13 protein-coding genes are annotated in these 11,576 nt (G+C 58.7%); 6 read left to right on the forward strand and 7 right to left on the reverse strand.

All coding sequences use genetic code 11. The features are described 5' to 3' along the window. Positions 1 to 81 precede the first annotated feature (81 nt). Both Pan181_RS20650 and Pan181_RS20655 read left to right on the forward strand, forming a co-directional pair. On the forward strand, positions 82 to 657 hold the full coding sequence (locus tag Pan181_RS20650) for an RNA polymerase sigma factor (RefSeq protein WP_145249652.1): 576 nt from the start codon (positions 82 to 84) through the stop codon (positions 655 to 657). Between the two features lie 301 nt (positions 658 to 958). Beyond that, positions 959 to 1,543 carry a hypothetical protein gene (locus Pan181_RS20655; protein ID WP_145249654.1) on the forward strand — a complete coding sequence of 195 codons (585 nt, stop codon included), beginning with the start codon at positions 959 to 961 and terminating at the stop codon, positions 1,541 to 1,543. A gap of 101 nt (positions 1,544 to 1,644) precedes the next feature. Here the strand turns inward: Pan181_RS20655 and Pan181_RS20660 are convergent, their stop codons facing one another. Both Pan181_RS20660 and Pan181_RS26285 read right to left on the reverse strand, forming a co-directional pair. Next, the gene (locus tag Pan181_RS20660) at positions 1,645 to 2,058 is read right to left on the reverse strand and encodes a DUF423 domain-containing protein (RefSeq protein WP_145249656.1); all 414 of its coding nucleotides are present in this window, start codon (positions 2,056 to 2,058) and stop codon (positions 1,645 to 1,647) included. Positions 2,059 to 2,067: 9 nt separating this feature from the next. Then, positions 2,068 to 3,264 carry a peptidylprolyl isomerase gene (locus Pan181_RS26285; protein ID WP_197528556.1) on the reverse strand — a complete coding sequence of 399 codons (1,197 nt, stop codon included), beginning with the start codon at positions 3,262 to 3,264 and terminating at the stop codon, positions 2,068 to 2,070. A 179-nt stretch (positions 3,265 to 3,443) separates the two neighbouring features. Between Pan181_RS26285 and Pan181_RS20670 the strand changes: the two genes are divergently transcribed. The 3 genes from Pan181_RS20670 to gluQRS all read left to right on the forward strand — a co-directional run bounded on the left by Pan181_RS20670 (position 3,444) and on the right by gluQRS (position 6,097). Continuing rightward, entirely contained in the window at positions 3,444 to 4,124 is a 681-nt protein-coding gene (locus Pan181_RS20670) for an RsmD family RNA methyltransferase (protein WP_145249657.1), read from the forward strand. 85 nt (positions 4,125 to 4,209) lie between these two features. Next, a complete protein-coding gene (locus Pan181_RS20675) occupies positions 4,210 to 5,139 on the forward strand; it encodes an alpha/beta hydrolase (protein ID WP_145249659.1) in 930 nt (309 codons plus the stop codon). Positions 5,140 to 5,158: 19 nt separating this feature from the next. After that, the gene (gene gluQRS, locus Pan181_RS20680; RefSeq protein ID WP_145249661.1) at positions 5,159 to 6,097 is read left to right on the forward strand and encodes a tRNA glutamyl-Q(34) synthetase GluQRS; all 939 of its coding nucleotides are present in this window, start codon (positions 5,159 to 5,161) and stop codon (positions 6,095 to 6,097) included. Here the strand turns inward: gluQRS and Pan181_RS20685 are convergent. The 3 genes from Pan181_RS20685 to Pan181_RS20695 are packed head-to-tail and all read right to left on the reverse strand — an operon-like array spanning position 6,094 to position 7,878. Then, positions 6,094 to 6,489, reverse strand: coding sequence for a hypothetical protein (locus Pan181_RS20685; RefSeq protein ID WP_145249663.1), 396 nt, complete (start codon positions 6,487 to 6,489; stop codon positions 6,094 to 6,096). The genes gluQRS and Pan181_RS20685 overlap by 4 nt on opposite strands. 13 nt (positions 6,490 to 6,502) lie before the next feature. Continuing rightward, positions 6,503 to 7,510, reverse strand: coding sequence for a YhdH/YhfP family quinone oxidoreductase (locus Pan181_RS20690; protein WP_145249665.1), 1,008 nt, complete (start codon positions 7,508 to 7,510; stop codon positions 6,503 to 6,505). A gap of 5 nt (positions 7,511 to 7,515) precedes the next feature. Further along, on the reverse strand, positions 7,516 to 7,878 hold the full coding sequence (locus Pan181_RS20695) for a 4a-hydroxytetrahydrobiopterin dehydratase (protein ID WP_145249667.1): 363 nt from the start codon (positions 7,876 to 7,878) through the stop codon (positions 7,516 to 7,518). 538 nt (positions 7,879 to 8,416) lie between these two features. Between Pan181_RS20695 and Pan181_RS20700 the strand changes: the two genes are divergently transcribed. Next, positions 8,417 to 8,977 carry a helix-turn-helix transcriptional regulator gene (locus Pan181_RS20700; protein ID WP_197528557.1) on the forward strand — a complete coding sequence of 187 codons (561 nt, stop codon included), beginning with the start codon at positions 8,417 to 8,419 and terminating at the stop codon, positions 8,975 to 8,977. A 13-nt stretch (positions 8,978 to 8,990) separates the two neighbouring features. Here Pan181_RS20700 and Pan181_RS20705 read toward each other — a convergent pair whose 3' ends face one another. Both Pan181_RS20705 and Pan181_RS20710 read right to left on the reverse strand, forming a co-directional pair. Then, positions 8,991 to 10,445 carry an oxidoreductase gene (locus Pan181_RS20705; RefSeq protein ID WP_145249671.1) on the reverse strand — a complete coding sequence of 485 codons (1,455 nt, stop codon included), beginning with the start codon at positions 10,443 to 10,445 and terminating at the stop codon, positions 8,991 to 8,993. A gap of 108 nt (positions 10,446 to 10,553) precedes the next feature. After that, on the reverse strand, positions 10,554 to 11,510 hold the full coding sequence (locus Pan181_RS20710; RefSeq protein WP_145249673.1) for a lipase family protein: 957 nt from the start codon (positions 11,508 to 11,510) through the stop codon (positions 10,554 to 10,556). Between the last annotated feature and the right edge of the window lie 66 nt (positions 11,511 to 11,576).

Consider the following 11,576-nt stretch of genomic DNA (forward strand, 5'->3'; position numbering starts at 1 on the left):
CTTCGTTCCGTCCCCCGCCGCTCTGTAATGCTTACCTATTTTGTCGAACACGGGTTCGGCAACTTTCTGAGGAAGAGAACGATGACCGCTATCGAATTATTGAACTTGAGCGAAGCGACCTTGGAGCAGTTGATTGCTGCTGCCTTGGATGGCGACCGTGCCGCGCAGGGTGAGCTGGTTGAGCGCTACCAGGGCATGGTGATGAGCATCGGAATGAAGCGTCTGGGCGACTACGCCGAGGCACAGGAACTGTGCCAGGAGGTGTTCGTCAAGGCACTCGATCGCTTGCACCAGCTGCAGGAGCCAGCCGCCTTTGGTGGTTGGTTGCGATCGATCACCGTGCGGATGGCAATTAACCGTCAGGTCCGGCGCCCGCCCGTTGTTTCGGCAGAACCGCAAACCTTGGCGGCCACATATAGCGAAAACTCGACTCCGCTGGATGCAGCGGTACGGGTGGAGCAAGCCGAGCAGGTGCACGTTGGCCTGCGACGGCTCGGCACCATGGACCGCGATACGCTGACCGCGTTCTACTTGCGAGGCGAGTCGCTGCTCGAAATGAGCGAAGCGACCGGCGCGCCAGTAGGCACGATTAAGCGTCGACTGCACGTCGCCCGTAAGCGACTGGCAGCCGAACTGGAAACGCTGCAAGCCATTTAAACCACGGCTCTCACCACGAGAGCTTGCAGTACCTGTGTGTAGCCCCGGGGGGAAGGATTCACCCGGGGCTACTCATTTTTAGCACTATAAAAAGGCACTTTTTACCGCCGAGAGGCGATCTCCGCTCTGTAATATCACCCAATTAGGCGACCTAGGGGCTAGATGAAGAATCTGTGAAAAACGCCCCATTTTTCGTTTGAAAGATTGACCCAGGCTCGCAATACCCGTTAACCTAGCAATACAGAGGGGGGAGGCATGCGCCTCCACACACTGAGATTTCTCATCCGTAAGGTTCAGGCTAATGACACGCACAACAATCCTGTCGCTCGCCAGCATGCTGTTGGTATTTGGAGCGACTGCTGCACAAGCGGCGATTATCGAAACCGAATCCAACAACACACTGGCCACTGCCGATGTGATTGATCTGGCTGGTGCCACGGCCGATGCTGGCGTGGTAAACCTCACCGCTGGCGACGTCGATGTTTTCTCCATCGACTTGGAAGTTGGTGACTTCTTGGGCGTGAACACCTATGGTGTTGGCTCCGTTCCTCCTGGCGATTCCCCCAACACCGTGGTGGGGCTGTTCGACTCGGCTGGTGAGCTGCTGCTGCTCGACGACGATGGCGGACAAGCTCTTGGCTCGAACTTCACCTACCTATCCTCCACTGCCGACTCGTTCTACATCGCGGTCACCGGGTATCCGGACGGCCAAGCGGCTCCTCTCGGTTCCACGTTCGGCGCAGCCGGCGTGTTTGACGGTTCGCACACCGCAGCAGGCCCTTACCTGTTCACCGTGAGCGTGCTTCCTCAGCAAGTGCCAGAGCCCGCCAGCTGCTTGCTAGTTGCAGGCGGCCTGCTTGCACTGCTCGCTTATCGCAAGCGATAGCACTTAGTTGCTAACAAAACAAAGAAAGCCCGCGTGAGTTTCACGCGGGCTTTTTTATGCGCTTCAACATGGAGCGTGGAGGGTTATCGCTCGATTGGCACTCAGCGAGGCCGAGCGGCGACGCCCAACGCTACCCAGCCGGCTATCATCAGCGTACCGCCGAAGGGAGCGATAGCGCCGAAGGTGCCGCGGAGTTCGTCGGGCACCAGGGCTACTGCGTAGACCGCTCCGCAAAACAGCACTAAACCAGCTATCATTGTCCAGCAAGCCACCACTCGGGCGGTGCTGGTGAGCTGACCGTACGCGATGGAAACACCCATCAGAAACAGCGCGCCGAACATGTGGTACCGAGCGGCGGTCTGAAAATCGGCCAACCTCTTGGCCACCGCATCGGCCGAAAAGCCTTGTTGCTCCAGGTAGCTCGGCACACCATGCGCGCCGAAGGCCCCCAGCACCACGGCCAACGCTCCGATGCCGGCAGCCACGGTGAGCCAGCGCCTCGATAAATCGGACATGGCCAGTGGTTACCTTTCAGGCAGCTTATCGAAGTCGTAGGCGTGGCCGCGATCACGGATGACTTCGGCCTTCAGAATCTTGTCGGGCGTGGGGAAAGGTCCCGAGGCCGAGGGATCGATCCGCTGCAGCTTGCCTAGCACCTCGATACCTTCGACCACGCGGCCGAACGCCGTGTGGCGGCCGTTCAGGAAGTTCGTCGGCACAAAGCAGAGAAAGAACTGCGAGCCGCCAGTATCACGACCGGCGTGGGCCATGCTGATCGTGCCGCGGAAGTGCTTGCGGGCGTCAGGCTCGTAGCACTCGCAGGGAATCGAGTATCCCGGGCCGCCGCTACCGGTGCCGGTGGGATCGCCACCCTGGGCCATGAAGTGCGGAAGCACCCGATGGAAAACCACGTCCTTGTAAAAGCCATCTTTCACGAGCGTAATCATATTCGCGGTAGCAATCGGGGCCTGGTCTTCGAACAGCTCGATGACGATTTCGCCCTTAGTCGTGGTGAACTTCACGCGGGGCAGATTGTCGGCCTTGGCTTCGGCTTCGCGAATCTTCTGCTCGGCTTCCCACTCTTTCCGGAAGGTTTCAATGTTTTGCAGGTAGCTCATCGCTTGCATGGTGAATTCGTTTTGCTCGCCCATCGCACCCGACTCTTTGGCTTGGTTCAGGTACTTCTCAGCGGTATCGATCTCACCGACACAGACGGCCGCTACTCCACCCCAGAGATAAAGGCTTTTTTCCGGGTGCCCCCCCTCGATCAGGGCTTTGATGATCGGCAAGGCTTCCTCGAACTGGTCGCCACCCACGAAGTTGCCTCCGGTACCTCCCGGGGCGGGGCTGCCAACCACCAAGTGCTGCGACATGCCAACCAGCAGGTTCGAGACATCTTCGTTCTCGTTGGGGGCTGCTTTATAGAGGTCCAAAGCGGCCATCGTCCAATTGGCGACCTTCTCGCGGGCCTTGGCGATTAGCGGCTGCAACTCGGTGTTGATTTCCTTGCGGCGAGCGTCGTCGGAGTCTTCAAATTGGCTGCGAAGCGCGACAATCTCCTTCAGCACCTCTTGGTATTCCCCTTCGGCCTTGTCGTAGGCGGCCTGGGCTGTTTGCTTGTCGGGGGCCGCGGGGGCCGCTTCGTCCTGCGCCCAGGTCGTATTTCCAAAACTCAGTGCCAACAGCACCACCGCCCAATTTGCAACCTTGTTTATCTTCATGGTTCCCTCCAAGGGATCGACTCGATAGGCTAAGGAATCTGCCAACTTGTGTGGCAGCCGACTGTCGTGAATCATACCAGATTGTAGCCGCGGTCCCCACTCCGGGGGCGGTGCCTGCCGTATTTTGCCCGCTGCCTTACGGCTTGCCGGCTGCCTCGCCTCCTTTGCCCAACCACGCTATGAGTAAATCGAAACATAAGTCTGCCGACCCCGGCAACAACGAAACCGAGCTGCGGATCGTGGGAGGACGACTCCGGGGAAGCAAGCTGACCTATCATGGCGACCCCGTGACTCGACCGATGAAGCACCGCGTTCGCGAGGCGATCTTCAACCTAGTGAGCATGGAAGCCGAAGTCCGGCTGGCGCTCGACCTGTTCGCAGGAACCGGCGCTCTGGGGTTCGAAGCCATCAGCCGTGGCGCTCAATCGGCACTGTTCATCGAACGCCATATCCCCACCGCCCGGGTGACCCACGAAAACATTGCTCACCTTGGCTTAAAGGATCAATGCGTACTGCTCGAAGCCAGTGCGTTCGTGTGGGCGAAGCGGGATTTGGCAGCGGGCCGGATCGTGCGGAACGCCGAGGTGCTCGGCAAGCAGTTGCCGGCCGATCCGTTTGCTGTCCCCTGGTTGGTGTTTATCAGTCCGCCGTACGCCTTTTTTGTTGATCGCCAGGAGGTGATGCTGGAATTGATTACCACGGTTATCGAACAGTCACCATCCGGCAGTACGATTGTGGTAGAATCGGACGAGCGGTTCGATTTTGATTTGCTGCCTGGTCCGGTCAAACAAACACGGCACGACTCCGGTTGGGACGTGCGTCCTTACCCGCCGGCCGTGGTCGGTGTATGGCGCACTTAGTCCACAGCGCACATCAGCGAATCGAACTAGACGTTACTGAGACGAATTCATCTGGGCTGAATCTATCTGTCGAGGAGAACATACGATGCTACGTACAGGCGCGTTGATCATGGCAATCGTGGCGAGCAACTTGGCTTTGGCTCAATCGGAGATGCCGCTCTGGCCCGAGGGGCATCCTGCGAATCAGGGCGAAGGCCCCGCAGTTACTGAGCCGAGCCCCAACCGCCTAGTAGTGCATTACGCTCCCAGCATGATTCCAAAGATCCCTGAGAACCACTTCTCTGGCGCCTCGGTGCTCATCCTGCCCGGCGGTGGCTACGGCGTGCTGGCCATCGATCACGAAGGCTACGACGTGGCCGACTGGCTTGCCGAGCGAGGCATCGCCTCGTTCATTCTGAAGTATCGCTGCGGCGGCGGACAGAATCAGACCCCTGCCCCGCTCGACGATGCCAAGCAAGCGATGCGGCTGATTCGGGCAAACGCGAAAGAGTGGGGACTCAACCCGAATCGCATCGGAGTGATTGGTTTCTCCGCGGGTGGTCACCTGGCTTCGAGCGTTTCGACATTGTGGGACGAAGGCAACCCCGAAGCGGAAAACGAGGTCGAACGCCTGTCGAGTCGACCCGATTTCTCGATGCTGATTTATCCGGTTATTTCAATGGAAGCGGGAGTAACCCACAGTGGCTCTCGCCGCAAACTGCTCGGCGATTCGCCGAGCGATGAGCTGTCGGAAAAGTTCACCACTTACAAGCAGGTGAACGATCGCACTCCACCAACGTTTCTGGCTCATGCGTCCGACGACCGGGGAGTGTTGCCGGAGAACTCGATTCGCTATTTCCAGGCATTGCTCGAGCATAAAGTGCCTGCCGAACTGCACATGTACGAGAAGGGTGGTCACGGGTTCGGCATGAAGACTTTAGACACCTTCCAAAACCAATGGCTTACCGATCTGGAGATCTGGCTGAAGCCACGTGTTGCTCCCTCGAGCGAATTGTCCGAAGTCACCAACGAGTAACCTGTTCCACTTAGCGCGCATGACGCACCGCACACGACTGGCTCCTTCCCCTACCGGTGCATTGCACTTGGGGAACGCGCGGACCTTTCTCGTGAACTGGGCGATGGCTCGGCAGCAAGGTTGGGAAATCCTGCTCCGCATCGAGGATCTCGATGGTCCTCGGGTCAAGCAAGGAGCGGCCGAAGAGGCGATCGACCTGATGGCCTGGCTCGGCATCGACTGGGATCACGGGCCGCTTTACCAGTCGCACGATCTTGCTGTGTACCAACAAGCCTTGCAGCAACTGGCTGACAAGCGGGCCGCTTTTGCGTGCGACTGTACGCGGAGCGAAATCGAAGCTGCCAGTCGATCGGCTCCTCATGCGGACGAACACGAACTCCGCTATCCGGGCACCTGCCGGGACAGCGAAGTACCGCCAGCCGAGCAAATGTTCGAGCGAGGCTGGCGACTCGAAGTCGACGACCGTCTGCTGTCGTTTACCGATCACTTTGCGGGGCAGTACGAAGTCAACCTGCACCAAACGGTAGGGGACTTTCAGATCTGGACCAAAACTGGGCTACCTAGTTACCAGCTGGCGGTAGTGGTCGACGACCATCGTCAGCAGATCGATCGCATCGTGCGTGGGAACGACCTGCTGAGCTCGACGCCGCGCCAGCAATGGCTGGCGGATCGGCTCGACTTGCAGTTTGCCCCGCAGTATTGGCATCTGCCTCTGGTGCGAGGCTCCGACGGCCGGCGACTGGCAAAACGCCATGGCGATACGCGAGTGTCGCACTATCGCGAGCAGGGAGTGCCGCCGGAGCGTGTGCTCGGACTGCTCGGCGAGTGGTGCGGCCTTGGCCCTCGGCGACCAATGACCAAGGCGGAGTTTCTGGCCGAGTTCCGCATCGAAAACCTTCCAGCGGACGATACTGTGTTCGAGCCCGCGGATGATCGCTGGCTGACGAAAGCGAACTAAAGGCAAAACGCCCCGAACGCAGACGCCCCGAGCGATGCACCGACCAATAACAGCCCCAGGCAACCCGACTTCGACTCGGCTACTTCGAGATTGAGCGGTTCCCACTCGATCTCTTTGAGCCAGCGGTCGTCTTGTTCTGCGTACTGCGTCATCGCACGCATCACCTCGTCGCGCGCCATCCGCTGCGGCGCACGAAAGTGATGGTCGGTATCGTCGACTTGATATTCCAGCTCAAAACCATCTTCGAACTGCATGGTCTGCATGTAATGATTCGGCTGTTTTTCGAGGATGGCGTAGGTGTTGATCTCAGAGTCGATCCCTTCGATCACGCTACGCACGTCCGCAGCACTCGGCGACGACACCGATCGCCCTGCTTCGTCGAACAGTCTCACGATGCCGTCTCCATTAGCTGCGGCCTGGCACCACCAATGTGCGTCCCAGTACTTTGCCCGACATAATTTGTTGGACTCGGTCGTCGACTTCGCTGAGACCGATTTCAGTAAGCAAGGTCTCGGGGAGATCGAGTTGCCAGTCGCCCGACAGTTTGTCCCACATCTCCATCCGCATCGGGCGGGGGCATTTGGCCGAGTCGATACCAGCCAAAGTAACTCCGCGGAGAATGAAGGGATGCACGGTGAGCGGAAGGTCGGCTCCGGCAACCAGCCCGCAGGCGGTCACGCATCCGCGATGCTTGGTGGAGCGGAGGATGGTGGTCAAAGGAGTACCCCCGACCGTATCCACGGCGGCCGCCCATTGCGATTTGAGCAGCGGGCGATCGCTCGTATCGTTCACCGCGTCCCGGCCAACGATCTCGGCAGCACCGAGTTCTTTGAGCAGCGCTGCTTGCTCCGACTTTCCCGTAACTGCGGTTACCTGGTAACCGAGTTTGGCCAGAATCGCAACGCTCCAGATGCCAACCCCACCAGTTGCACCGGTTACGACCACCGGGCCGTCGTCGGGCGTGATGTCGCGATATACGATTTGAGCGACCGACTGCGCGGCGGTGAACCCCGCGGTTCCGATGGCCATGGCCCGACGGGGATCGAGCGACTCGGGCATCGGCACGACCCAATCAGCTGGTACCCGCACCAACTGCGACCAGCCGCCCCAGGCCTCGGCTCCCAGGCTGTAGCCGGTGACTAGAACAATATCGCCGACTGCGTAGCGATCGTCGCTCGACTCAACCACTTTGCCGGCGCAATCGATGCCAGGCACGTGCGGCAGCGTACGGGCGACGCCGGGATGCCCGTTATAGGCCAAGGCGTCTTTGTAGTTCATCGACGAGTACTGCACCTCAATCACCACTTCCCCAGTGGGCAAGTCGTCGAGCGTGAGCGTTTTAATTTGTTGGGTTACGTCGTCGTTCACACGTTCGACCATAATGGCCTTAAACGGTTCGTTGATTGCAGTCATGTTGATCACTTATCTAGTTTAATAGGAATCTGGTCGATCTTGGCGGCCAGAATGAAGTCGTTTTCCGAAAGCCCCCCGATAGCGTGGGTCCACAATTCCACCGACAGGTTGCGATAGCCCTCGAGGTGCAGGTCGGGGTGATGCCCATCCTCCTCCGCGAGTTCAGCACAGCGGTTAAAAAACTGCATGCCGGCCATGAAGCTCTTCACGCACCAATCTTTGCGGATTCGCTGGCCATCGTGCGTCAGGTACCAGCCGGAGAGCTCCCCGAGCTGGGCTTCCGCTTCCCCTAGGGTACAGGGATCGACGCCACCTTCGCAGGGTAGGCACTTTTTGAGGGTTAATTCGTCGGCCGATTGCAATTTCATGAGGTAATCCACAGTTCGGGAATAGGAGAACCACCGATTTACGATCCCATCCATGTAGAGAAATGGGAAGGGGCCATTCCGACTGGGGAGCAACCCCTCTTCTGGCATGTTAACAAGCCTGGAGGAGATGACAAAGAAGAGCCCAGCGTCTGATTTCGAGATATTGGAGTGAACTTACAGTGACAACAGTCTGTCACTCCCGAGTTGCACCATCTTGCCCGGAGCTGGGTTTTAACTACTGAAAAACTACGGGTTCTTTCCAATTACAAGCTGGGACCCACGAATTGCTTGGGTCAAACACGCTAGTTTGATCGCTTGCCGAGAATTTGTAAGGATCTTCGTGTGCAACCTGATCGCTTGCCCACTAAGGCGTAACACCTAGAAGATTACTTACTTTTCCTACATACTTCACAACAAGGGGGCCACCACGTTTGGTGGAACTGATATGCCTGCCGTATTAAGACTGAATGCCCCCGCTGGCCTCGAACCAACGAATCGCGTTCATATGACAGACAGGAAGTTAAGAGTGGGGCTGTGCATGCCCCATGCGATAGATTTAGACGCGTACGGCTGCTTGGTGGAACTGGTAGCCCACGCCCAAGTGGTCAGCCAACTCCGATCGCCGGAACAGCTTGTGTCGAAGATGGTTGCCTGCAGCGTCGAGTTCCTGGTATTGGACGCGAACTGCCTATTCTCGCTCGACATGGAGCTGTTTGCCAAGCAAATCGCCAAACATCAGATTCAGGTGGTCTTGATTGCTGGGCCGAGCGAAGAGTCGATGCTGCCCGCTTCGCTTGCGCATTTGCCGATCGTGAATCAAACGAGCGAACTGCTCAGTGTGCTAACCGACGGTCGCACCTGGCGCGTCGATTCGAATAGCGACAGTCAGGTGACGATTCCTCCCAAGCTAACGCGTCGCGAGCGTCAGGTCTGGCGATTGATTGCAGTTGGGCAGTCGGTAGCCGAAGTCGCATCGACACTCGGTCTGGCCGAGAGCACGATCGATAGCCACAAGAGCAACCTGATGAAGAAGCTGAACGTGCGGAAGTCGGTCGACCTGGTGCGACTCGCCTTCCGCTTTGGGGTGGTCGAGTTATAAGCAACTCGCCGCTCTACGACTTCTTCATCTCGTTCTTGATCTCTACCAACTGAGAATGCTGCGGCATGTTCTTGTAGTAGGGATCGAGCGGATAGCAGCCGCTTACCAGTCCGTTGCGAGGGGCGGTGGTGCAGTCGCTGAACGTGCGGCAGATTTTTTTGTTGGCCAACGGTCGGCCAGCAAGCACGTCGGCAGGCATTTCGGGATACGACAGCACCATACGCCCCAAGCCGACGAAGTCGGCCTGGCCTTGGCGGACCACTGCCTGAGCGACGTTGGGCAACCACTGCTGCAGGTAGGTGTAAGCCGATCCCACCACGGCCAGGTTGGGGCAAGCTTGCTTGAGCTTTGCGGTAATGGCAATTTGACGCGCAACCCCGACCAGTGGATCTTCCGGGGGGGAGTATCCATCGGACGGGGGAAAGATCGCCGGCCGCTGGTAGTGGGGATTGTAATAAGGGCTGCCGACCGAGATGCAGACCAGCGGAATGTCGAGCTCTTCCAGCAACTTCAGGAAGGCAATCGGTTCCGTCAAATCGACATCGAGCCCGGTGCCATCGCCGCCGAAGGCGTGGGCGTATTTGCCGTTGGCCTCGAGCATCGGAACCCCACGACCATCTTCGCCCGGCTTGAAGGGTGGCCAATCCGTCGCGCTCAGTCGCACCCCGATCAGCAGTTCGGGACGAGCCTGACGCAGCCGAGCCACGATTTCGCGGAGGAATCGAGTGCGATTCTCTAAGCTACCACCGAACGGGCCGGGACGGTCGAATGCGCTGAGGAACTCGTGCCCCAGGTACCCGTGGCAGTGCTTGAGGTCGACAAAGTGGAATCCCATGTCGGCTGCGGCAATACCGGCTTGCACGAATTGCTCGATAAGCGTTTCGATCTCTTCGTCGGTCATCACATGCAGCGAGTCGGCGACGCCAAACTTCTCGTCGAGCACCGGATGGCGATAGAGCACCATCGGCTCGAGCTTACGCTTATCGTTCGGGCGGGCGAAACGCCCGGAGTGGGTGAGCTGTAGTCCTACCAGCAGGTCGTCGGCCGAGCCGCAATGCTCTTCGTGTTGCTCGACCAGAAAAGTTCGCAGTCCGTGGATGGCTTCGGCGGTCTCGTCGTTGAGCCACACCTGGTTGGGGTTCGCCCGGCCAGCGTGTGTAACGGCCACCGCTTCGCCGCCCCAGATGAGCTTGGCTCCGCTCAAACCAAAGTTGCCCCACCGACGACGAGTGAGTTCGGTTGGCATTCCGTTGACTTCGCCATCCCATCCTTCCATCGGAAGGATGCAGTAGCGATTACCAATTTTCCGCCCCCCCAGCTCGTACGGCTGGGCCATCGGCGACGTGTCGCCCGACTCCAACTCGGCTTCAAACGGCATCTCGATACCGAGAGACTTCAGATGGGCGGTAAAATCGTCCGCTGTTCGCAAGCGGGCAACGCGAGTGTAGTTAACGGCTGAAGCAGACATGGCAACCAGCGAGGGGAGATAAGTAATAAAACTTTAAGATAAGCGATCGCGCCATGCGAGTGTAGCAGGCCCTTGGTCACCTGCTCGCAGTTCGCGGCTAACGGTCGACTATCGCTGTTTCGGGGCTTCGACCACGCGGTCCTTGGCCTGCTTGTGATCGACGAAGTGAGGATGGGGAACCGAACTGCGGCGTCGCTGCTGCTTCATCTCAGCCAAGTTCTCGCGATCGCTAACCGGCTCTTCCTGCTCGATGCCGCGCCAAATGCCTTCGATGTAGCCCACTAGGTTATGGTCGGAGAAATGATCGATTCGCAGCCGCGTGAGGCCTTTTACAAAACCTCGCACCCGGTCGCGGAATCGCCACCACCCCTGCAGATTGCGGATCCGCCCGACGCTGTCGAGGTACATTTCTTGCCCCGCATGGCGATACCCCATCCAACGCGGCGGCACCCGGGGCACAATGTCGTTGTTATTAACCCAGCGGTAGTAATTCATCCGAACGTAGTTCACGTACCGGCGATCCCCTACTCGCGGCGAGCCATACGTGAACAGCCCTTCGGGATTCGAAGGAATGTGCGATAGCTTGCACCGCCCCGCGCAGATGGCTGCCATGGCTCCGCCGAGCGAATGTCCGGCAAACCACAAGGGTCGCTCATTACTCAACAAGGCCTGTTCCAGACGGGGCCAAAGGTCGTCGACCTCGCGTTTGAATCCCCGATGGACGTGCCCTACGGTCTCGGCCACGGCGGCTATCGCATCGAGGTCGGCTTGAATATCGTTCCACTCATTGGGCTCGGTGCCGCGGCAAACCACCACCGCATCGTGTTGATTTCCAAAAACGTAGGCCTGGGCCCCGTCGCGGTCGTAGTACCGCACATCGTCCAGCCCCATCTCGTTGGCAAACACGCCGGCTTCGCCCCGAGGCATGTACGAAATGTAGGACAATTCAGCAAAAAGCAGCGATTGCCGCAGCAGGCTCATTTCGCGGATCGGCCCAGTGACCACCGAACGCAGGGTAAAAGTACTGGCGTCATTCTGCTGCGAGTTCTGCTGTGTTTCTGCCATGCAATCACGTGCCAGTCGGGCACCTCCGGTAGCTGAGTAGTTAAAAACCAATCTAATCGCTGGCAG

It is taken from the genome of Aeoliella mucimassa, assembly GCF_007748035.1.
In the GTDB taxonomy this organism is placed as follows: domain Bacteria; phylum Planctomycetota; class Planctomycetia; order Pirellulales; family Lacipirellulaceae; genus Aeoliella; species Aeoliella mucimassa.

Coding starts and splice junctions, on each gene's coding strand:
- Pan181_RS20650 (WP_145249652.1), top strand. CDS start 82: ATGACCGCTATCGAATTATTGAACTTGAGCGAAGCGACCTTGGAGCAG.
- Pan181_RS20655 (WP_145249654.1), top strand. CDS start 959: ATGACACGCACAACAATCCTGTCGCTCGCCAGCATGCTGTTGGTATTT.
- Pan181_RS20660 (WP_145249656.1), bottom strand. CDS start 2,058: ATGTCCGATTTATCGAGGCGCTGGCTCACCGTGGCTGCCGGCATCGGA.
- Pan181_RS26285 (WP_197528556.1), bottom strand. CDS start 3,264: ATGAAGATAAACAAGGTTGCAAATTGGGCGGTGGTGCTGTTGGCACTG.
- Pan181_RS20670 (WP_145249657.1), top strand. CDS start 3,444: ATGAGTAAATCGAAACATAAGTCTGCCGACCCCGGCAACAACGAAACC.
- Pan181_RS20675 (WP_145249659.1), top strand. CDS start 4,210: ATGCTACGTACAGGCGCGTTGATCATGGCAATCGTGGCGAGCAACTTG.
- gluQRS (WP_145249661.1), top strand. CDS start 5,159: ATGACGCACCGCACACGACTGGCTCCTTCCCCTACCGGTGCATTGCAC.
- Pan181_RS20690 (WP_145249665.1), bottom strand. CDS start 7,510: ATGACTGCAATCAACGAACCGTTTAAGGCCATTATGGTCGAACGTGTG.
- Pan181_RS20695 (WP_145249667.1), bottom strand. CDS start 7,878: ATGAAATTGCAATCGGCCGACGAATTAACCCTCAAAAAGTGCCTACCC.
- Pan181_RS20700 (WP_197528557.1), top strand. CDS start 8,417: ATGCCCCATGCGATAGATTTAGACGCGTACGGCTGCTTGGTGGAACTG.
- Pan181_RS20705 (WP_145249671.1), bottom strand. CDS start 10,445: ATGTCTGCTTCAGCCGTTAACTACACTCGCGTTGCCCGCTTGCGAACA.
- Pan181_RS20710 (WP_145249673.1), bottom strand. CDS start 11,510: ATGGCAGAAACACAGCAGAACTCGCAGCAGAATGACGCCAGTACTTTT.